Consider the following 19,080-nt stretch of genomic DNA (forward strand, 5'->3'; position numbering starts at 1 on the left):
ATTCTTACCTCCTGACCCGGAATCTTTATTTGAAGTAATATTTAATCGGATAGCGTTGCTCATGAAATGAAACCACAATCACAAAACAATTCTCCAGCTTATTAAACTTGATATACAAAGATACTGTTTTTTCTCTGCTCCCAAACCGTTCTAATAGAGTAACATCTTTTCCAAAAACATAAAGTCTCTCATATTCATATCCTTTATGTTTATTTTGGAGAACCTCCGAAAAATCTTCCACTGATAAATCCAGTATAATCTTCCTGACTTTCTGTTCATCTAACACATAGTTAAAAAACAAATCCTGATTATCCTGTCTTCTATCATTTCTTTCCAGTCGGTATTTCCCGTTTTTGACTGCCTTTTTTACCTCGGAAAGATAACAATCTATTTCCTTTCTCCCTATATTCAATCTAAAACTCCCCTCATTTTAATGATTGATTTTTTCATTTATTCTATCATTAGATTACATCTATGATCGGTTTTTGTCAATATCCCATCACCGAAAAAGGACTCTGAAGTCCAGAATCCTTTTCGTTTCCTATCTCTCCCGATGTACATACATCCTCGTCATTTCTTCTTCCCCGTCTCCCTGCACCATGCAGTAGAATTCCCATCCATACCGTTCATAAAAGGAGTCATGGTCTGTGATGAGATAGAGCGTATCGATACCTTTTTCTTTCATGTCCCGGCAGACAGTCTCCAGCATCTTTCCTGCAATCCCGCGGCATCGAAATTCTTCTTCCACGTATACCGCGCAGACATTTGGCGTCAGATCTTTTCTATCATGGAAATCATTTTCAATCACTTCGATTCCACCGATGATCTGTTCTTCTTTTACAGCCAGATACCACTGCGGCACCGGATTTTCACTGTTCAGACTTTCTTCTATGCTTTCCAGATATGCATCCACCGGAACATTCCATTTTTCATGAAACCACTGTGCTGCCTTCTGCTTCCACTGCGGTTTTTCTCTTAAATTCATGATATGGTACTCACACATCGTTTTTCTCTCCCATGTTTCACTTTACTTCTATTGTTTTTTCAGATAGTTTTGCGTGTATGCACAAACGGCAAAGCATTTCCCGCACAGGTCTGTATCAATTCCGGTGCTGACGTACATAATTTCTTTCTGCTTCTGATAGCATCGGTTGACATCGACAATCTCTTCCCGCTCCATTCCTGCACTCCAGAGGGTTCCTTTCAGTGCCCCTGCCGGACAGTGCTGAACACAAAGTGAACATCCGCCGCATCTGGATTTCTCCATCGGCTGTGCACATTCTAAAGGCGCATCCGTCAAAAGGGAGGAAATCCGGATAGCTGAACCATATTCCGGCGTCACCAGCAGGCAGTTCTTCCCGATCCATCCAAGCCCCGCCCGGACGGCCACTGTTTTATGCGGAATCTCAGAACAGTTTTCTTCATCTACTTTTACCCGGTCTGTTGTCTGCGCCCAGGCATGATACCCCTGTTCTTTCAGAAATGTTTCCCCCGCTGTTACAATCGTATTTAATTTCGCATTTAAGCTTCCATACAGCTCATAATATTCTTTTGTCGGAGCTGTTTTTAAATCCTCAATGACATGCTTCGGGATGGGAACCGCAACTGAAATCCCTGCCGGAAAACGGCACAACTGAACCGGGCGCATATCCCCGATTCCAACCAGCGCTGCTCCCTGTTCATAAAGCACCTGTTTCACCTGTTCTGTGATATTCATAGCTCTCACCTTCCTGTGCCGGATCAGTTAGTTTAGGGTAGAATTACTGATTATATAAAATGCCTCCTGGCTTGGCTGAACTTTTTTCTCTTTCGGCTCAAACATCTGATCAAACTCTTCGATTTTATCCATATCGATTTCAAAAGCCGGACTTTCTCTGTAGTACCATGTTCTTCCATCCAGCACTCCCGGTTTTAACTCTTTTACCATCATTCCGGTCGGAAATATCCCGCCTTCCAGACAGACAGAAAACCGTTTACAGCTCTTAAATCCACGAGCCACATAATTATTCGGATCTCCCATAATGACAATTACATCAAATCCCATTTCTTCTGCAATCTCAAAGGAATACTCAAGAAGCTGTTTCCCGATTCCTTTTCTCTGGTACTCAGGAAGGACACTGAGCGGTCCGAACGTCAGCACTTTCTTTTCCTCGCCCGCTTCATCTGTCAGCCTTGCAATCGTATACATGACATTTGCCACGATCCGGCCGTCCAACTCGGCAACCAGATCCAGTTCCGGCACAAAGTCCTCATGAGCTCTGAGTTCATGTGCCACATAATGCTCCGAGCATCCCGGAACATACACATTCCAGAATGCTTTCCGGATCAGATTTTCCACCTCTTTATAGTCCTGTTTTTCCTCTTTTCTGATTTTCAACATTTCCATCGTTTTCACCTCGAACTTATTGTAAAATCAATGCCGCAACATCGATGATAAACAGCACTGCCAGAACTCCGGTCAGCACAGAAAATGCCTTCTCCGGAATTTTCTTTGTCAGCCTGACAAACAGCGGCTGAAGTAAATACAGAAAAATCATTCCGCCAATACCAAAACGAATACTCGGATTTAGCGCAATCCGCCCCTGAAAGTTAAAGGCAAACCGGGTATAATCCCACATCCAGCCGCCGGAAGTAAATTCCATAATATAACTTCCGATCAATTCTACCACCGTGGTAATCACAACAATTCCCACAAATACCAGAAGCGGCGTCACCAGAATCTTCCCCAGATAAATCTTCTTTTTCTGAAGACCTCCCAGTGTAAAAATCAAAATCAGTGCTCCGAAGCCGTAGATCACACAATACGGGCCAAACAGCACTCCTCTGTTGGAGAAGCCCCAGCGGTACACAACGACTTCCAAAAACACCTCATAAATCCATCCAATCATAGAATAAAGCATAAAATAGAAAAAATATTCCTGTACTTTTCTTTTCATAACCGTCCCCTTTCGTTTTCTCCTTTTGTCATCTTTTACGGTCTCTTTCTTTACATCTGCTTTCGCACAACCCGGTATTCATCCCCGTTCCGATAATACGGACAGGAATAATGCGGCTCCATACGCAGCCGGACATAATCGTCTTCATCCATCGCGGCATCACAGACATATTCGTCATACTCTTCATCATAAATATAGTAAGCACAGCTGCTACAGCTCTGTGCAGATTGATTTCCCATTGACGTTCCCTCCTCTTCTCTGTCATTTCTGCTATCAGTGTATCATATCAGGGCTTTTAAGAAAAGCAAGGAAACATTCCGTTTCTCATTTTCTTCCATATCTCTTTCTTTTTTCTCTGACTCCTTGTAAAATAGAAAAAAACAGGCGGAGATCAGGAGGGAACAATGGAAATCAAAGAATATTTCAGCACAAAATATCAGGCACACTGGCTTGAGGAAATCAGGCAAAGCGACTGGAGCGCAGGTCAGTTTCTCTATGAACTGTTGAGCAAGAATGAGATCCATGAATTCTGCGGTAATCATGTGAGACTTTTTCTTCTGACAGAAGGCAAAAAGCTGGTCTCATTCTGCACCTTATCAGACATCGATGACATCAAAAATACAGACCTTGGTCCCTGGATCGGATTTGTCTATACCTTCCCGCAGTACAGAGGCCACCGGTATATGGGACTTCTTCTGGATCATGCGTGCAGGACTGCAAAAGAGGACGGCGCAGGAGAAGTGTTCATCGCTACCGGAGAAACCGGGCTGTATGAAACATACGGATATTCCTTTTATCAGATGATGGAAAATGCTGTTGGTGTCATGTCCAGAGTCTACCGAAAAGATTTGTCATGAGAAACAATCTTCATGCAAAAAAAACAGAGCCTGTCCCAAGACAGACCCTGTTTTTTCTTTTTTTACCCCCATACTTCTTCCGCGATCTCTTTTACAAGCGCAAGTTTTGCCCACTGTTCTTCCTCAGTCAGCTTATTCCCGATCTCGCAGGAAGCGAATCCACACTGCGGGCTTAAATACAGCCGGTCAAGGGGAATGTATTTTGCCGCCTCATAAATCCGTTTTTTCACTTCTTCTTTCTCTTCCAGAACCGGTGACTTTGTTGTAATCAGTCCAAGTACTACCTTTTTCTCTCCGGTCACTTCCGCAAGCGGTGCAAAGTTTCCGGAACGCTCATCGTCATATTCCAGATAGAATGCGTCTACCTGTTCTTCTCCGAACAGCGGTTTTGCAATCGGATCGTAAGCTCCGCTGCTGAAGTATGCGGAATGATAATTCCCCCTGCAGACATGTGTTGTAATCACCAGATCCTCCGGCTGATTCTGGATGGCCAGATTGTTGACTTTTACAAATTTCTCTGCACTTTCCCGGATTTCTTCCCTGCTTCCGGCAAATCCTTCCGCCACAAGAAGTCCCCAGGTACAGTCGTCAAGCTGAAGATTCCGGCATCCCGCATCATACAGATCCCTGATCACTTTCCGGTAACCTTCTGCGATATCCTCCATCAGTTCCTCGTCCGTCTTATAAACCTTTCTTGTCTGTTCCAGATTTCCCGGAATCAGCATCTGTGCAAAAAACTGGGCCGGAGCCGGAATCGTCTGTTTTGCTACAGTATGCTCATCTTCCAGCGCTTTGACAAACCGGAAATGCTCTACAAACGGATGTGTGCCCACCCGGATTTTTCCGGTCAGCCAGGTATCATCGAGCATTGCATCTTCTCCCTGAAAAGCGATGCCCTGTTCTGTCTTTTTATGAGCCACTCCCTCAAATCCCCACATAAAGTCCAGATGCCATGTGGATCGGCGGAATTCTCCATCTGTAATCACATAATATCCTGCCTCTTTCTGCTTCTTTACCAGATCCCGGATCGCCTCATCCTCCACAGCCTTTAATTCTTCTGCTGTAATTTTTCCTTCTTCCAGTGCTTTCCTTGCCTCCTTTAATTTTTCCGGGCGTAAAAAGCTTCCTACATAATCATATCGAAACGGTGCATGTTGTTTTGCCATGATGTCTTCCTCCATTCTTTTCCTGTCAGTTTTCTGATGGGTTTCAGTATACCGCTTCTCCATCCATTTGAAAAATACAAAAAAACAGCGTTCCGCCATAGCTTAAAACTATGACAGACGCTGTCTGTGTGGAATATGCTGTTTTAAAGCTTCCATATATGCTTTCCCGTAACGGCTCAGCGGCATATTCTTCTGTGTGATGGTGCCGATCCGCATCTTCTCATCCACATCCAGAGGCCGTGCAATGATATTTTCCCCGTTCAGCTCTTTACTGATCACTCCGGAACTGACCGTATATCCGTTAAGTCCGATCACCAGATTAAACAATGTTGCCCGATCCCGGACTTTGATGTTTTTCCTGCGGTCCAGCGTGCTTAAAATCTCTTCCGAAAAATAGAAGGAATTGTATTCTCCCTGCTCAAAGGAAAGATACGGATAGTCCGCCAGATCGTCAAGCGTTACCATCTCCTCCCCTGCCAGCGGGTGCTCTGCTGACAGAAACACATGGGGTTTTGCCACAAATAGTTCACGGAATACCAGTCCGTTCATCCGGAGCATCTTCTGAATGATTTCTTCATTTTTGGAGGAAGTATAGAGGATTCCGATCTCACTTTTCAGCCGGCTGACATCCTCGATAATCTCGTAGGTCTGGGTTTCTCTCAGCGTAAAATCGTACTTTTTCCCGCCAAATTCACGTATCACATCCACAAAGGCGTTGACTGCGAAAGAATAATGCTGACAGGAGACGGAAAATCTGGAACGCCGTTCTTTCTTGTTCAAAAAGCGCTCTTCCAGAAGGCTGGTCTGCTCCAGAACCTGTCTTGCATATGCGAGAAATTCATCACCCTCATTGGAAATCGTCACGCCCTTGTTGGTGCGGTGAAAAATCGTGATCTGCATCTCCTTTTCCAGTTCCCGGATGGCATTGGTGAGACTTGGCTGCGAAACAAAAAGCTGCCTTGCCGCCTCTGTAATATTTCCTGTCTCCGCCACGGTCACAATATATCTTAACTGCTGTAATGTCATCTTCCGTTACCTGCTTTCTGTCCGGGTACATTTCCCTGATTAAAAGGGCAGCGTCAATCGCTGCCCCTAGCTTAAAAGTATATAGGAAAGATAAGATTTTGTCAATTTGCCTTCTCTGGATTCTTACTTCCAGATCCAGCACAATCCGTTATAAAAATATTCCATCGCATACTCCCCGTTGTGAGTGCCGCCGTCCTGTTCGAGGAAATAAAGGTTGCCTTCCCCTTCATTGTCCGCATAACGGAATGTTCCGCTGTTTTCGCCTGCCATTGCCTCAATCTGGTTTTTGAAAGAGGAATAGGCAAAATCATCCGTACCGGATGCCGCAAAAATAAAGAAATCATCCCAGTCATGTCCAGAATCCTGTACCATCGACGCCATAACTTCTCCATCGTTCGTAAGGCTTCCGCTGGACGGCATGAAGTAGCGGAAATAATCCAGACAGTACTCAAATGTCCTCCATGTTGCTACAGATCCCATGGAGAATCCACAGAATGCCCGGTGGTCTCTCGAAGCCCGCAGCCCTTCCGGCGAAGTTTCCTCCGCATAAGTACTGTAAGTCCCCTCGACAGCCGGAATCAGATCGTTAACCAGCTCATTGTGATAATTTTCGGTCAGCTGAAGTGCCAGAGAATAATCGGCACTGTCCTCTTCACTTTCATTATTGTAAGTCGGGCAGACCACAATCATCGGCTCGATTTTCCCGTCTGCCATGGCATTGTCCAGCACATTTTTAAAATCATTCGGCCGGTCCGGCGTTCCCGGATAGGTCGTCTCGTTGCTCCATCCACCGTATCGCTTTGTTCCTGCTCACATCCTGCCAGAAGCATCAGCGCTGCCAGAAGTCCGACCAGTACTTTGCTCTTTTTCATCGCAATTTCAGCCTCCTGCCTCTTTTTGATTCACTATTTTTGTTCTCAAAAATCAATCGTGAATCTTATAGTTTGCAAGCAGCATCTCTGCAATTCCAGGTGCTTCCGGATCGTGTTTTCCCTTTCCGGTATCCATTGCACGGATTGCGTTCATCTCTTCTTCTGTCAGTTCAAAATCAAAAAGATCGATATTTCCCGCAATTCGTTCCGGATTTGTGGATCTCGGAAGAATAATCAGACCTTCCTGAAGTTCAAAACGAAGAACAATCTGTCCGGCATTTTTGCCGTATTTTTCTGCAATCTTTGTCACTGCCGGATGAGAAAGCATTGCAGCATTTCCACTTCCCAACGGCTGATATGCTTCAATTTTCACATCATGTTCTGCAAGTAATGCTTTTAATTCTTTCTGCTGGAAAAACGGGTTGCATTCCACCTGATTAACTGCCGGAATGGTGGATGCCTGCGGCAGAAATTCTTTCCAGATCTTCGGAGTCATGTTGCTTACGCCGATGGATTTCAGGACACCATCTTCCTTTGCTTCCTCAAGAGCCTTCCAGGCTCCTGCCACATCTCCGTACAGCTGGTGCAGAAGATACAGGTCAATATAGTCCATACCCAGTTTTTCCAGAGAAGTCTCCAATCCTTTCTTTGCTGCTTCATATCCATAATCCTGAAGCCAGAGCTTGCTTGTGATAAAAATTTCTTCTCTCGGGATTCCGCTGTCCCTTACTGCCTTTTATGCTGAGATCAATCTGTTGCTTTCGATTTTATTATAAATCCCGGATCTCCACATCAGAAGTATCTTTTGGTTTGGCAGTATATACCGAAAGGTTTCTTCTATTTCAGATACATGTCAATGTAATCAAAAAACGGCTTCTTCTCCACCTGATCCTGATTCTGTCTGTACCACGCAAAGGCTTCCGAAAGTCCTTCCTCCAATGGTTTTGCATCCGGCATGAGTGCACACTGTCTGGTCACATCCAGCTGGTATTCATACTCGCAGAAACTGAAATAATTTCTCTGTTCAACCGCTTCCTGAACATTTACAAATTCCGCTGTCTTCCCCGCAGCACGGTAACAGAGCCAGGCCCAGTCCCGGACAGAAATCATTTCCGGATTTCCCACATTAAAAATATGCTGTTCCGGTTTTCTCTCCAGTAGAATATCCAGAAATCTGCACAGATCCTGAATGTGGAAAAACTGCAGTTTCAGACTGCCGTCTCCCGGCAGATAAAACGGCCGGTCTGCCATCGCACAGTCAAATACAAAGGCTTCCCGGTAGATATCATTCATCGGCCCGTATAAATACGGCGGCCTTATAATAAATGCATCCGGATCTCTCTTTTGCAGCACTGCCTCTGCCTCGATCTTGTCCGTGCCATATTTTCTCCAGTATGTATTCTCAGCAAGCGGCGTTTCTTCCGCAAACGGCTGCGGGAGATTGTCCGGATAAACTGCGCTGGAACTGATGAAAACATAATTTTCATAACTTCCAAGCGCATCCAGAAGCAGCTCCACTTCTTTTGCCGTATAGCCTGTATCAATCACAACATCAAAATGAAGATCACGAAGACGATCCCCCAGATGATACCGGTCCGCCTCGATCAGCCGCACGCCGTCAGACTGTTTCTTCGTGTTTCTGTTCAGTACACTGACATCATATCCTTTCCCAACATAGTACTCTGCAATGTATCTGCTTACAAATGCGGTTCCCCCTGTTACAAGTACTTTTTTCATACATCCTCCATTTTTCTTATGTAAAGCCGGGTTAAATCCGGCTGCAAAATTCTATAATTTCCTCTTTCCTTTTCTTCGCATCCTCTTTACATTCTACGGAGCATAGTCCAAGGCTTCCGCAGCACTCAATTTCCAGATGTCCATAGAAGTGTTCGAGTGTTTTAATAATCCGTTCGCATTCCTTCATATTTGGTCCCGTTCTTAATACAACAGCATAGCCTTTTTTTCCCGCCCGGACAGACGCATGAGGTTCGTGTGTATTACACCATGGCGTACATCTGTCGATAAAGACTTTAAACTGCCCCGGAACATCCGCCCAGTAGGAAAGTGATTATTTTTACTATCCTATCACAGGCATGTTCTGGACACAAGAGTATTATTTATAAGACAAGGGCACCGCCCTGTCACTTTTCAGATGATAGAGCAGCGCCCTTTATTTACTTCATACATTCAAGCAGATTAGTCGTACTGATTCATCCATTTGATGAGTTCTACGCAGTAATCATCATGTCTGTCAACAAAACATGTATGTCTTGCACGTTCCCAAAGGATCCATTTAGAATTCGGGATTCTGTCTGCCATGGTCTTAGCTACAAGTGGAGAACAAAGATCTGAAATACCACTGCAGATCAGAGAAGGAATCTTGATCTGGTCAAGTTTGTCAATGTATTCAAAGTCTTTCAGTGTTCCTGTAGGTGCGAATTCGTTTGGTCCCCATCCTTCAACATAAGACTCAGAACCTGATTTTTTCGGTCTTGTACAGCACTCCGGAGCATCTTCTCCAATCCAGTAGTTGCAATATCTATCCATGTATTCTGCAACTGCAGCATCGTAAGCTTCTCCTGTGAAATCACCTGTTTCAAGAGCATGGTTAATTGCATCCTGCATATCCTGCGGCATCATTTTGATACGGCGAAGACCTTCTCTTTCCCAAAGAGAACTGCTTGGATGGCCGCTTGAAATGATGAAACTCTTAACACCCTTCGGATCATAGTCAACTGCATATGCGATCTGCATCATTCCGCCCCAGGACTGTCCAATGATGTGGCATACATCTAAGTCAAGGTGTTTTCTCAAAGCTTCCAGCTCGTCTAACCATACTTTCTGGTTCCACAGTTCCGGATGTCCGTCCAGATAAGAATTTCCGCATCCGATCTGGTCGTACATAACGATCATACGATCATCATCGTCTGCAACATTGTCCAGTACTTCGAAATAGTTATGAGTAGACCCCGGTCCTCCGTGAAGACAAATCAATGGTGCCTTTCCATTATCTTTTCTTTCCCCAACAATTCTGTAATAAGTCTGATAACCTAAGTACGGCATGTAGCCTTCTGTAATTTTTGCCATGATTATCCCCTTTCTGACATTTTTTTCACTATCTTTAAGTATAATACATTTTGCGAAAAAATGAACCCTTTTTTGTAATTTTTTTCAATTTTGTTAATATTATCCAAAATCATATCCCTGTACCATACAAGATAACCGAATATGAATTGGTATATTTATAGGTGATTTCTATAAAGCAAATATCTTTTTCTGCTTTATGCTGCCCTGATAGATATTTTTTTGTCAAGTGAAACATTAAGACTGCCTGATTATTTTTCACTCAATAGAACCACCTCTGATCAGATTATACAGTTCAAATTGTACGAAAAATGCTCTCTATCTTCCGGAAGAATCAACTCCTTCTTGCTGTCCTTTTCTGTAATTGGCCTTACCGGTCTGCACGGATTACCAAATGCAAGATAATTATCCGGAATATCTTTTGTCACAACACTGCCTGCGCCAATCACGACATTATTTCCTATATGCACGCCCCCAATTACAACCGTATTACATGCAATCCAGACATTATTACCGATATGAATTTCGTCCGCATATTCTGCCATCGTTGTCTTTCCATCTTCGTCCAGCCCCATCCTCTCCTGAGCAATAAGAGGATGAGAAGTAGCCATCAAAGAAACATTCGGGCCAAAACAGACATTGTCACCAATGAAAATTTTTCCATCATCCATAACCGTCAGATTAAAATTAGCAAAAAAATTTTCCCCGATAAAAGTATGACATCCATAATTAAACTGCACAGGGCCCTGAAAATAAAACACATTTCCCACTTTTCCCAGAATATCGCGAATCACTTCATTTCTGTCGGAATCAAACTCGTCCATCATATTATATTTCTGACATGCAGCATGAGCTTTGTGCTTGATATCCTTCAGCTCCTGTTTTCTTGGATCAAACATTTTCCCCGCAAAAATTTTCTCTTCCTCTTTCATATACCTTCCTCATTTCTTTTTTACTAATTCTTATATTAGCAGAAAGTCCTCCAAACTTCTACAATATTACATCCGCTGATTTTCTCTCCTACAATTCCTGTCTTTGATGTAAGATTCCTTAACCGCTTCTCTCGTCTCCCGGTCTCAACGTTTTAAATGGCCGGTAAAGAATTTCGGCATTTTCTCCCATATTCCGTCAAGCGAGAGAAGAGCCAGGCCCCTGTCTGCAAGGGTTCCTGGCTCTTTCCTGCTTATTTCATTACAATATTGATGATTCTTCCCGGTACATAGATTTCTTTTACGATATTTCCGGTCAGTTTTTCTTTAATTGCTTCCTTGCCGGCAGCAATCGCTTCGTCTTTTCCTGCTTCTGCGGAGATTGTTACAACAGCTCTTGTCTTGCCGTTGATCTGTACAGCCACTTCGATTTCGTCATCTTTCATAGCTTCTTCATCGTAGGTCGGCCATCCCGCATGGAATACGCTTCCTTCGTGTCCCAGCTGCTCCCAGAGTTCTTCACCCATGTGCGGTGCGAACGGTGCAAGCAGTACTGCGATCGTGGAAAGTGTCTCTTTATCAATTCCGCCTTCTTTCTTGGCAAGATCGATAAACTTGTTGTTGTATTCCATGAATCCGGAAATTACCGTATTCAGGCTGAAGCTTTCCAGACGTGTTGTAATATCGTATACCATCTTGTTACGGAGTTTGAGCATCTCCTTGGATGGTGTTACGTCTTTGTCTTTGTTGTCCATTACAAGATTCCAGAGCTTGTTCAGGAAACGGTATACCCCGTCGATTCCTCTGTCATCCCACTCCGCATCCAGTTCCGGCGGTCCAACGAAGAGTTCGTACATTCTCAGGGAGTCGCATCCGTAATCTCTTACAAGATCGTCCGGAGATACGACGTTTCCTTTGGACTTACTCATCTTGATTCCGTTCTTTCCGGTAATCATACCCTGGTTGAAGAGCTTGATAAACGGCTCATCAAAATCGATCACGCCGATGTCACACAGGAACTTCGTATAGAAACGGGAGTACAGAAGATGAAGTACCGCATGTTCCACACCGCCGATATACATATCAACCGGAAGCATAGCGTCAGCTTTTTCTCTGGAAACCAGTTCTTTATCATTGTGCGGATCTACATAACGCAGGAAGTACCAGGAGGAACCTGCCCACTGAGGCATGGTGTTGGTCTCTCTCTTGGCCGGCTTTCCACAGACCGGACAGGTTGTGTTAACCCAGGAATCAATCGCAGCAAGCGGAGATTCTCCTGTTCCTGTCGGCTCGTAGGACTCTACATCCGGCAGTGTCAGTGGAAGCTGATCCTCCGGCACCGGTACAGCGCCGCAGTCCGGGCAGTGTACGATCGGGATCGGTTCTCCCCAGTATCTCTGGCGGGAGAATACCCAGTCACGCAATTTGTAGTTGACGGTCTTTCTTCCGATACCGCGCTCTTCGATCATCACCGGAGCTTCCTTTTTCAGAACAGCGGATTCCATGCCGTTCCATTCTCCGGAATTGATCATGGTTCCGGATGCCTCTGTGTAGGCTTCTGTCATATTTTCAATTTCTTTTCCGTCTTTGGCGATAACCTGAATGATCGGAATGTTGAATTTTGTTGCAAATGCAAAGTCACGGTCATCGTGTGCCGGTACGCACATGATTGCTCCAGTACCGTAGTCAGCCAGTACATAGTCGGACAGCCAGATCGGCACCTTTGCTCCGTTGATCGGATTGATTGCGTAGCTTCCTGTGAAGACTCCGGTCTTTTCCTTATCCTGAAGACGGTCTACATTGGACTTCATGGAAGCGTCGTAGATATATTTTTCCACTGCTTCTCTTGTCTCATCGGTTGCAAGTTCTTTTGCAAGGGCGTGCTCCGGAGCCAGTACCATAAAGGTTGCGCCGTAAAGTGTATCCGGTCTTGTTGTGTAGACAGTGATCTTTTCATCTCTTCCATCCACCGGGAACTCTACCTCGGCACCGTAGGATTTACCGATCCAGTCTGTCTGCATCTTCTTAACCTTCTCCGGCCAGTCCAGTTTGTCCAGGTCGTTCAGAAGTCTCTCTGCATATTTGGTAATCTTGAGCATCCACTGACGGAGGTTCTTCTTTGTTACTTCCGTACCGCAGCGCTCACATTTTCCATTGACAACTTCCTCGTTTGCAAGTCCGGTCTTACAGGACGGGCACCAGTTGATCGGGAACTCTTTCTCGTAAGCAAGGCCGGCCTTAAACATCTTTACAAAAATCCACTGAGTCCATTTGTAGAAGTTCGGGTCTGTCGTGTTGACCTCTCTGTCCCAGTCGTAAAGAGCCGCGATCTCATTGATCTGTCTCTTGATATTCTTTACATTTTCCGCTGTGGACTTTGCCGGATGAACGCCCATTTTGATCGCGTAGTTTTCTGCCGGAAGTCCGAATGCATCCCATCCCATCGGATGAATGATATAGTATCCCTGAAGCAGTTTGTAACGGCTCCATACATCGGAGATGACATATCCTCTCCAGTGTCCGACATGCAGACCGTTTCCTGACGGATACGGGAACATGTCGAGGCAGTAATATTTCTCATGTTTTCCTCTCTCATCTTCCTGCACATTCACCGGATGCTCTTCCCAGTGTGCACGCCACTTTTTCTCGATTGCCTTGTGATTATAAGGTGTCGGCATCTTTGATTTCCTCCTTACATAATATAGTAACCATTTTATGCTTTCTTTTATACCCGCAAAAGCTTCCTGACAGATCCATTAGATTATCTATAGAATAAAAAAACTTCCGTCTCTGAACATATCCAAGAGACGAAAGCCATGAAAGCCCACGCGGTACCACTCTTCTTCGCCCGTCCGCAGACCGGCGCACTCTCATCTGTAACGGGAATACCCGCTTCCGGCTACTAGAGTTCACCAGAAGAACTCCGAGGCGAGTTGGGAGTGTCTGTCCTGCTGCCTCGCACCATACGGCAGCTCTCTGAAAAAACATCGGCTCTTACTATTCCTCATCTGACGTTTTTCTCTGTACTTTTTTATACCTGTTCATTTTACTCATATCATCTCCCTTTGTCAAGATTTCCACCTTTTTTCCTATAATTTTTCCATATTTGATTTTTTCTGGATTTATTGGAATGTTTTTCGTTATTTTCATTCTTTTCGAGTTTCTTTTGTGGAATTTGACAAAAAAGGATTGTTTAAAATCCCTGATAGGTGTATAATAATCACAAGTCATTTCAGTACGAAAAATATATAGCTAAAGGAGATAATGCATATGGTTAATTTATTGACAGGCCCGAAAGGGAGCGGAAAAACACAGCAGATGATTGAACTTGCCAACAAAGCGGCAAAGGAGTCCGACGGACACGTATTCTTTATCAAAAAAAGCCACCGCGATACATACAGCTTATCTTTTGATATCCGTGCGATCTGCATGGATGACTATGAAGCGATCGACAATATTGATGCCTATCTTGGATTTATTTATGGCATGACAAGTGCAGATCACGATATTAAGGCGATTTTTATCGATGCTATTTTGAAACATGCACATATCTCTCTTGATGATATCCCGGAATTTGTTGAAAAGCTGAAGAAAATTTCAAAAGAGTGTGATCTTGATTTTTATGTAAGCATCAGTGCTGCCAAAGAAGACTTAAAGCTTACTAATACAGATGACTGTGCGTATCTGAATTAATGATGCCGACTGGCGGAACTGCTGCCACCTAGAGTCCTTACCTGATCCGGCAGCATTCCGTTTTAAAAAAAATAAGGAGGCGGTTGATATCCCGCCTCCTTATTTTTTAGAGAACTTTTCTTAAAAAGTCCTGCAGTCTTGAATCTTTCGGCTCATCAAAAAACTGCTTCGGACTGTTTTCTTCTTTGATAATTCCTTCATCTATAAACATGACTCTTGTTCCTACTTCTCTTGCGAAGCCCATTTCATGTGTAACGACAACCATTGTCATTCCATCCTTGGCAAGTTCCTTCATTAAATCAAGAACTTCTCCCACCATTTCCGGATCCAATGCCGAAGTCGGTTCATCAAATAAAAGTACGTCCGGATCCATAGCGAGTGCTCTTACAATGGCAATACGTTGCTTTTGTCCGCCGGAAAGCTGTTCTGGATAGGTATTTGCCTTATCAAGAAGACCTACCCTGTTCAGCAGTTCTTTCGCCTTGGCATCTGCCTCTGACGAACTTAATTTTCCAAGGGTCACAGGAGCAAGTGTAATATTTTCCAAAATCGTTTTATGCGGAAACAAGTTGAAATGCTGGAAAACCATCCCGATTTTTTGTCTGTGATTATCAATATTAACTTTTGGGTCCGTAATATCCGTTCCTTCAAAGAAAATTTTTCCTCCGGTCGGCTTTTCAAGCAGGTTTAGAGAACGAAGAAATGTAGATTTCCCCGAACCGGACGGCCCGATGATGACTACTACTTCTCCCTTATGGATCTCTGTCGTAATTCCTTTTAGAACTTTTGTTTTTCCGAATGCTTTTTCCAGATTTTCTACCTGGATCAAAGTTTCTCCTTTAACGCTCATTGTTCCTTAGTCTCCTTTCCAGCTTATTCATAAAGAATGTCAGAAGGCAGATCAAAGCGAGATAAATCACCGCTGCCGCAAGTAATGGTAAAAGTGCGTCAAATGTCCGGCTTTGGATTACCATAGCTGCTTTTGTAAGATCCTGTTCACCAATATATCCAATAATAGCGGTTTCTTTGATCAAAACAATCATTTCATTTACAAGCGCAGGAAGCACATTTTTAAATGCCTGCGGCATGATAATCAGCCGCATTGTTTGTGCATAACTAAGTCCAAGACTTCTTCCGGCTTCTGTCTGGCCTTCTGGTATGGACATAATTCCTGATCGAACAATTTCTGCTACATATGCACCTGAATTTATTCCAAATGCTATTCCTCCAATAATGATCGAGTTCAAAGAGGAAGATCCGAATACAACCAGATACATGATAAGGATCTGAATCATAGACGGGGTTCCTCGGATGACCGTCAGATAAACTTTGCAGACTGCATTTAAAATCGTAAACTTTCCTGTTTTATCATGATAGGATCGAATGATCGCCACAATAAATCCAATGATAATACCTATCAGCAAAGCCTCCAGCGTAACGATGACTGTAACTTTCAGACCGTTCAAAAGCATCAGCCACCTGTTATCTTCTATAAAGTTTTGATAAAAACGGTCTGCAAATGAATTAGAGGCCAGAAGCGCTCCATAAATCATGGTAAATCCCTCCATATTTTCACTTTTCTCTCGTAAAAACAGGGCTGTTCTCACCAGCCCTGTCTTTGTTGCTCTTTATTTTCTTACAATAACGACCTGACTTGCATTTGCATATGTGTCTGTAAAGTCCACATTTTGTTTTCTTTCTTCTGTCACAGTCATGCCGGCTGCACCGAAATCAGCCTTTCCCGCTTCGATAGACGGAAGGATGGAATCGAATTCCATATCTTCTACCTTTAAGCTGTATCCCATTTTGTCACAGATTGCTGTCGCGATGTCCACGTCGATTCCTACGATTGAGTCTCCATCGTGATATTCATATGGTTCAAATTCAGCGTTGGTTGCCATCACAAGCTCACCTTTGGAATGATCTACATTTTCCGGACTTTCATACTGATAGGATCCAACCTCACCAATGTAGTTGTTGATGATTTTATCCAAAGTGCCTTCTGATTTCAGTTCTGCAAGAGCCTGATTCATAGACTCTAAAAGTTCTGTATTTCCTTTTTTCACACAGATGGCATACTGTTCATCTTCAAACAGATCACTCACGATCTTCAGATCATCATTCTTCTGTACGAATTTTTCTGCCGGCTGAGTGTCGATTACAACACAGTCTAATTTTCCGGTCTTTAAAGCCTGTACGGCAGCAGCGCCTTTTGGATAACGCTTGATCTGGCTCTCCTGGTTTACAATATCAGAACATGTAAGGTCTCCTGTTGTTCCCTGCTGTACTCCGATTGTAAGCGTTTTCAGGTCATCCTGAGTTGAAACTGTTACTTCTTTTTTCTCTGATCCACAAGCTGCCATCGACACAACACACATTGCTGCAAGAGCAGCTGCTACTACTTTTTTCATTTTCATAACTTATCCTCCTACTATTTTGAATAAAGATTCATTTTTTATTTTCTTTGAAATATGTAATCTATATTCTACCACATATACCAAAAAAATCAAGTGTATTTTTATACATTTTTGTGTATAAATTGAATTTTATTTGCATATATGGGCTTTTCTTGCGAATAAAACAATAGCCAGACCGGGATATTCGTCCCTGCCTGGCTATGATCTAACAATCTTGAAAACGTAAGAACCGCCTAATGTCACCCTATTCTTCCTGGGAAACGGTCTCGCCGTTACTGTCCGTTTCGGATGCCTCTTCTTCTGCAATCGGATTCTTCTTCTCTCCATTTAGTGAAAGTACCACATTGGTCTTTTCACCCTCCCGGTATTCCATTGTTACTGCCTGTCCGACATCATATTTAATAATATCAATAAAATCAACGACCGAAACATCGAAAATCTCATCTGAGCCTTCTACCATCACGTAGAAATGGGAATCTCCTTCTACAACACCCTGAGCAATTCTGGTAATCTTGCCTGTAATGGTCTTTGTTTCTTGGGCCATAGCACTGTCGTCTGTCTCGATCCCGTTCTCCTGCATCAATTCGAGATAATTTTCCTCACACTTGCTAACTGTATCTCCGATCGCCACTACCTGGTATTTCTGAACGTTAACCATAGCATATTTCTTTACAAGGCCCGCATCATCTTTAAGTGCGATGAAGTACGTTGGCTCTCCGGAAATATTCAGAAGCAACGGGAACGTCGCGGTATAATGAAGGTTCTGCACCTGCCCCTCCGCCGAGGACATGGCGGAGTTCTCTGTGGCGCCTTCCACCTCATAGAACTTTGTCTCCATCGTCCTTTGATTCATCAGGACAAATCCAACGTTGGACTGGTCTTCATTGACCGATGTCACTCCGGTATATACCCAGACATCGTCATCAATGGCCAGATAGTTATATCCGTCTGTTGTCTTCAGGCAGTCTTTCTGGCTCAGAATACTGTTAAAGAATCCATGTTTGAGCGTTCCGTAATAGTCGTAGAGCTGGATCAGAAGATCCGGATCATAAGCGTGGTCAATCCACTCCGGCACTTCATCGATGGCATAGTCTGTCGTCTCTCCGGTAATCGCATTGCAAAGCACAACCCGTCCTACCGTCTCGCCTCCAAACAGCCCGATATTGAATTTCTTCACCGGAGCAACCCAGTACGGCACACCTTCATCATCAATCTCAAAACTCAGTTCTCCGAAAATATAGGTCGGGTACCGGAAACGGAGATGTCTGTGGATATTCCGGTTAAAATATTCGCTGGTGGAATATTTCATTCCTTCATCGAGCATAACGAGTTCTGTAGACTGTGTTGTCATATCGATCCGGATATAGGCCGGAATTCCTTCAGACTGATTCGTAAACCACTTGATTACATTTGCATAGCGAAGCGGCGATACCCGGACCGGCTTGTCCTGATAGTTGATCTGGCTGTAGAGCTCATCCACTTCAAACTGGGACACCATGTCCACCATGCTTCCCATCTTTCTGTTTCCAAGAAGGGTTGCAGACTCCCGGTCCAGAAGCGGAATCTGGTCAAAGGAAAGTTCCTTGATATCTGTCTGAAAATCCCCTTCCTCCACAGTCAGGAGCTTCTGATACTTTTTCGCGTTGATGATCGGTGAAGAAAGGAGTGTTCCTCCAAGATAAATAACACCGATCAGCACGAAAAGACCGATCAGACCTTTTGCGATCCCGGACTGTTTGATCTCCTCTTTTCGGAACAGTTTTTTCTTTCCAATGTAGATAACCGCAAGAGCCGCAATCACCACAAGCAGGAAAGTCCAGAATCCCGCAGCATGGATATTGATAGCCGGAAGCTTCACATAGTAATAAATACCGGCAAGCAGAATCAGGCCAATTACAGTCAGAACTTTCATTTTTGTCTTTTTCATAGCTTCTCCTCTTCTTTATTTCATTGACTGGTTATGGTAAGCAATTGTACCAATTCGCTAGCGCGACGGCTAGTGCAAGGTACGCATTTCCATCACTTTTTTCCAAAAAAAGTAGCAGTTTTTGTATTTATGTTGTATTGTTGAGTTACCACACACACCAATCTTCATAAACC

General features: G+C 43.8%; 23 protein-coding genes and 1 other annotated feature. Of the genes, 2 read left to right on the top strand and 21 right to left on the bottom strand.

Annotated elements, in window-relative coordinates; all coding sequences use genetic code 11:
* Nucleotides 1–25: 25 nt before the first annotated feature.
* The 6 genes from B5G11_RS09330 to B5G11_RS09355 form a co-directional block, all read right to left on the bottom strand.
* The gene (locus tag B5G11_RS09330; RefSeq protein WP_087167419.1) at nt 26–412 is read right to left on the bottom strand and encodes a type II toxin-antitoxin system MqsR family toxin; all 387 of its coding nucleotides are present in this window, start codon (nt 410–412) and stop codon (nt 26–28) included.
* 129 nt (nt 413–541) lie between these two features.
* The gene (locus B5G11_RS09335; RefSeq protein WP_087253043.1) at nt 542–1,003 is read right to left on the bottom strand and encodes a GNAT family N-acetyltransferase; all 462 of its coding nucleotides are present in this window, start codon (nt 1,001–1,003) and stop codon (nt 542–544) included.
* 30 nt (nt 1,004–1,033) lie between these two features.
* Nucleotides 1,034–1,717: a 4Fe-4S double cluster binding domain-containing protein gene (locus B5G11_RS09340; RefSeq protein ID WP_087253045.1), complete on the bottom strand. Its 684-nt coding sequence runs from the start codon at nt 1,715–1,717 to the stop codon at nt 1,034–1,036.
* Between the two features lie 27 nt (nt 1,718–1,744).
* Nucleotides 1,745–2,386 carry an N-acetyltransferase gene (locus B5G11_RS09345; RefSeq protein WP_343215490.1) on the bottom strand — a complete coding sequence of 214 codons (642 nt, stop codon included), beginning with the start codon at nt 2,384–2,386 and terminating at the stop codon, nt 1,745–1,747.
* A gap of 16 nt (nt 2,387–2,402) precedes the next feature.
* Nucleotides 2,403–2,936, bottom strand: a complete 534-nt coding sequence (locus B5G11_RS09350; protein WP_087253047.1) for a putative ABC transporter permease — start codon at nt 2,934–2,936, stop codon at nt 2,403–2,405.
* Nucleotides 2,937–2,986: 50 nt separating this feature from the next.
* Nucleotides 2,987–3,175 (bottom strand): DUF6472 family protein, encoded by a 189-nt coding sequence (locus B5G11_RS09355; RefSeq protein WP_087167423.1) that lies wholly within the window; start codon nt 3,173–3,175, stop codon nt 2,987–2,989.
* 165 nt (nt 3,176–3,340) lie between these two features.
* On the opposite strand from B5G11_RS09355, the gene B5G11_RS09360 reads away from it, so the two are divergent.
* Nucleotides 3,341–3,793: a GNAT family N-acetyltransferase gene (locus B5G11_RS09360; RefSeq protein ID WP_087167424.1), complete on the top strand. Its 453-nt coding sequence runs from the start codon at nt 3,341–3,343 to the stop codon at nt 3,791–3,793.
* 62 nt (nt 3,794–3,855) lie between these two features.
* On the opposite strand, the gene B5G11_RS09365 is transcribed toward B5G11_RS09360, so the two are convergent.
* The 11 genes from B5G11_RS09365 to B5G11_RS16325 all read right to left on the bottom strand — a co-directional run bounded on the left by B5G11_RS09365 (nt 3,856) and on the right by B5G11_RS16325 (nt 14,020).
* Nucleotides 3,856–4,959 carry a 5-methyltetrahydropteroyltriglutamate--homocysteine S-methyltransferase gene (locus B5G11_RS09365; RefSeq protein WP_087253089.1) on the bottom strand — a complete coding sequence of 368 codons (1,104 nt, stop codon included), beginning with the start codon at nt 4,957–4,959 and terminating at the stop codon, nt 3,856–3,858.
* A 108-nt stretch (nt 4,960–5,067) separates the two neighbouring features.
* Nucleotides 5,068–5,985 (bottom strand): LysR family transcriptional regulator, encoded by a 918-nt coding sequence (locus B5G11_RS09370; RefSeq protein ID WP_087253049.1) that lies wholly within the window; start codon nt 5,983–5,985, stop codon nt 5,068–5,070.
* Nucleotides 5,986–6,108: 123 nt separating this feature from the next.
* Nucleotides 6,109–6,699 (bottom strand): hypothetical protein, encoded by a 591-nt coding sequence (locus tag B5G11_RS09375; protein ID WP_144289679.1) that lies wholly within the window; start codon nt 6,697–6,699, stop codon nt 6,109–6,111.
* Nucleotides 6,672–6,857: a hypothetical protein gene (locus B5G11_RS09380; protein WP_087253054.1), complete on the bottom strand. Its 186-nt coding sequence runs from the start codon at nt 6,855–6,857 to the stop codon at nt 6,672–6,674. Before B5G11_RS09380 ends, B5G11_RS09375 begins: the two co-directional genes overlap by 28 nt.
* 52 nt (nt 6,858–6,909) lie before the next feature.
* On the bottom strand, nt 6,910–7,572 hold the full coding sequence (locus B5G11_RS09385) for an aldo/keto reductase (RefSeq protein WP_087253056.1): 663 nt from the start codon (nt 7,570–7,572) through the stop codon (nt 6,910–6,912).
* A 122-nt stretch (nt 7,573–7,694) separates the two neighbouring features.
* Nucleotides 7,695–8,594: an NAD-dependent epimerase/dehydratase family protein gene (locus B5G11_RS09390; RefSeq protein WP_087253058.1), complete on the bottom strand. Its 900-nt coding sequence runs from the start codon at nt 8,592–8,594 to the stop codon at nt 7,695–7,697.
* A gap of 31 nt (nt 8,595–8,625) precedes the next feature.
* Entirely contained in the window at nt 8,626–8,781 is a 156-nt protein-coding gene (locus tag B5G11_RS16985) for a hypothetical protein (protein ID WP_330677587.1), read from the bottom strand.
* 272 nt (nt 8,782–9,053) lie between these two features.
* The gene (locus tag B5G11_RS09400) at nt 9,054–9,944 is read right to left on the bottom strand and encodes a proline iminopeptidase-family hydrolase (RefSeq protein WP_087167430.1); all 891 of its coding nucleotides are present in this window, start codon (nt 9,942–9,944) and stop codon (nt 9,054–9,056) included.
* Between the two features lie 278 nt (nt 9,945–10,222).
* Nucleotides 10,223–10,873 carry a sugar O-acetyltransferase gene (locus B5G11_RS09405; protein ID WP_087167431.1) on the bottom strand — a complete coding sequence of 217 codons (651 nt, stop codon included), beginning with the start codon at nt 10,871–10,873 and terminating at the stop codon, nt 10,223–10,225.
* 251 nt (nt 10,874–11,124) lie between these two features.
* On the bottom strand, nt 11,125–13,548 hold the full coding sequence (gene leuS / locus B5G11_RS09410; protein ID WP_087253059.1) for a leucine--tRNA ligase: 2,424 nt from the start codon (nt 13,546–13,548) through the stop codon (nt 11,125–11,127).
* Between the two features lie 122 nt (nt 13,549–13,670).
* Nucleotides 13,671–13,891: a binding site (T-box leader), on the bottom strand.
* Nucleotides 13,868–14,020 carry a hypothetical protein gene (locus B5G11_RS16325; RefSeq protein WP_158099245.1) on the bottom strand — a complete coding sequence of 51 codons (153 nt, stop codon included), beginning with the start codon at nt 14,018–14,020 and terminating at the stop codon, nt 13,868–13,870. (Overlaps the previous feature by 24 nt.)
* A 120-nt stretch (nt 14,021–14,140) precedes the next feature.
* Here B5G11_RS16325 and B5G11_RS09415 point away from each other — a divergent pair, with 120 nt between their 5' ends.
* Complete coding sequence (locus tag B5G11_RS09415) at nt 14,141–14,563, top strand: hypothetical protein (protein ID WP_087253060.1); 423 nt, start codon at nt 14,141–14,143, stop codon at nt 14,561–14,563.
* A gap of 106 nt (nt 14,564–14,669) precedes the next feature.
* Here the strand turns inward: B5G11_RS09415 and B5G11_RS09420 are convergent, their stop codons facing one another.
* The 4 genes from B5G11_RS09420 to B5G11_RS09435 all read right to left on the bottom strand — a co-directional run bounded on the left by B5G11_RS09420 (nt 14,670) and on the right by B5G11_RS09435 (nt 18,907).
* Nucleotides 14,670–15,392, bottom strand: a complete 723-nt coding sequence (locus B5G11_RS09420) for an amino acid ABC transporter ATP-binding protein (protein WP_182466580.1) — start codon at nt 15,390–15,392, stop codon at nt 14,670–14,672.
* Between the two features lie 10 nt (nt 15,393–15,402).
* Complete coding sequence (locus tag B5G11_RS09425; protein ID WP_242959015.1) at nt 15,403–16,131, bottom strand: amino acid ABC transporter permease; 729 nt, start codon at nt 16,129–16,131, stop codon at nt 15,403–15,405.
* Nucleotides 16,132–16,191: 60 nt separating this feature from the next.
* Nucleotides 16,192–16,980, bottom strand: a complete 789-nt coding sequence (locus tag B5G11_RS09430) for a transporter substrate-binding domain-containing protein (RefSeq protein WP_087253068.1) — start codon at nt 16,978–16,980, stop codon at nt 16,192–16,194.
* Nucleotides 16,981–17,224: 244 nt separating this feature from the next.
* Nucleotides 17,225–18,907: a hypothetical protein gene (locus tag B5G11_RS09435; protein ID WP_087253071.1), complete on the bottom strand. Its 1,683-nt coding sequence runs from the start codon at nt 18,905–18,907 to the stop codon at nt 17,225–17,227.
* Between the last annotated feature and the right edge of the window lie 173 nt (nt 18,908–19,080).

Origin of the sequence: Drancourtella sp. An57 (assembly GCF_002161525.1) — a bacterium.
Lineage (GTDB): Bacteria > Bacillota > Clostridia > Lachnospirales > Lachnospiraceae > Sellimonas > Sellimonas catena.

What these genes read in the sequence shown, in the direction of transcription:
- B5G11_RS09335 (WP_087253043.1), bottom strand. Translation starts at nt 1,003, where the DNA reads ATGTGTGAGTACCATATCATGAATTTAAGAGAAAAACCGCAGTGGAAG.
- B5G11_RS09340 (WP_087253045.1), bottom strand. Translation starts at nt 1,717, where the DNA reads ATGAATATCACAGAACAGGTGAAACAGGTGCTTTATGAACAGGGAGCA.
- B5G11_RS09345 (WP_343215490.1), bottom strand. Translation starts at nt 2,386, where the DNA reads ATGGAAATGTTGAAAATCAGAAAAGAGGAAAAACAGGACTATAAAGAG.
- B5G11_RS09350 (WP_087253047.1), bottom strand. Translation starts at nt 2,936, where the DNA reads ATGAAAAGAAAAGTACAGGAATATTTTTTCTATTTTATGCTTTATTCT.
- B5G11_RS09355 (WP_087167423.1), bottom strand. Translation starts at nt 3,175, where the DNA reads ATGGGAAATCAATCTGCACAGAGCTGTAGCAGCTGTGCTTACTATATT.
- B5G11_RS09360 (WP_087167424.1), top strand. Translation starts at nt 3,341, where the DNA reads ATGGAAATCAAAGAATATTTCAGCACAAAATATCAGGCACACTGGCTT.
- B5G11_RS09365 (WP_087253089.1), bottom strand. Translation starts at nt 4,959, where the DNA reads ATGGCAAAACAACATGCACCGTTTCGATATGATTATGTAGGAAGCTTT.
- B5G11_RS09370 (WP_087253049.1), bottom strand. Translation starts at nt 5,985, where the DNA reads ATGACATTACAGCAGTTAAGATATATTGTGACCGTGGCGGAGACAGGA.
- B5G11_RS09375 (WP_144289679.1), bottom strand. Translation starts at nt 6,699, where the DNA reads ATGGCAGACGGGAAAATCGAGCCGATGATTGTGGTCTGCCCGACTTAC.
- B5G11_RS09380 (WP_087253054.1), bottom strand. Translation starts at nt 6,857, where the DNA reads ATGAAAAAGAGCAAAGTACTGGTCGGACTTCTGGCAGCGCTGATGCTT.
- B5G11_RS09390 (WP_087253058.1), bottom strand. Translation starts at nt 8,594, where the DNA reads ATGAAAAAAGTACTTGTAACAGGGGGAACCGCATTTGTAAGCAGATAC.
- B5G11_RS16985 (WP_330677587.1), bottom strand. Translation starts at nt 8,781, where the DNA reads ATGAAGGAATGCGAACGGATTATTAAAACACTCGAACACTTCTATGGA.
- B5G11_RS09400 (WP_087167430.1), bottom strand. Translation starts at nt 9,944, where the DNA reads ATGGCAAAAATTACAGAAGGCTACATGCCGTACTTAGGTTATCAGACT.
- B5G11_RS09405 (WP_087167431.1), bottom strand. Translation starts at nt 10,873, where the DNA reads ATGAAAGAGGAAGAGAAAATTTTTGCGGGGAAAATGTTTGATCCAAGA.
- leuS (WP_087253059.1), bottom strand. Translation starts at nt 13,548, where the DNA reads ATGCCGACACCTTATAATCACAAGGCAATCGAGAAAAAGTGGCGTGCA.
- B5G11_RS16325 (WP_158099245.1), bottom strand. Translation starts at nt 14,020, where the DNA reads ATGAAAATAACGAAAAACATTCCAATAAATCCAGAAAAAATCAAATAT.
- B5G11_RS09415 (WP_087253060.1), top strand. Translation starts at nt 14,141, where the DNA reads ATGGTTAATTTATTGACAGGCCCGAAAGGGAGCGGAAAAACACAGCAG.
- B5G11_RS09425 (WP_242959015.1), bottom strand. Translation starts at nt 16,131, where the DNA reads ATGGAGGGATTTACCATGATTTATGGAGCGCTTCTGGCCTCTAATTCA.
- B5G11_RS09430 (WP_087253068.1), bottom strand. Translation starts at nt 16,980, where the DNA reads ATGAAAATGAAAAAAGTAGTAGCAGCTGCTCTTGCAGCAATGTGTGTT.
- B5G11_RS09435 (WP_087253071.1), bottom strand. Translation starts at nt 18,907, where the DNA reads ATGAAAAAGACAAAAATGAAAGTTCTGACTGTAATTGGCCTGATTCTG.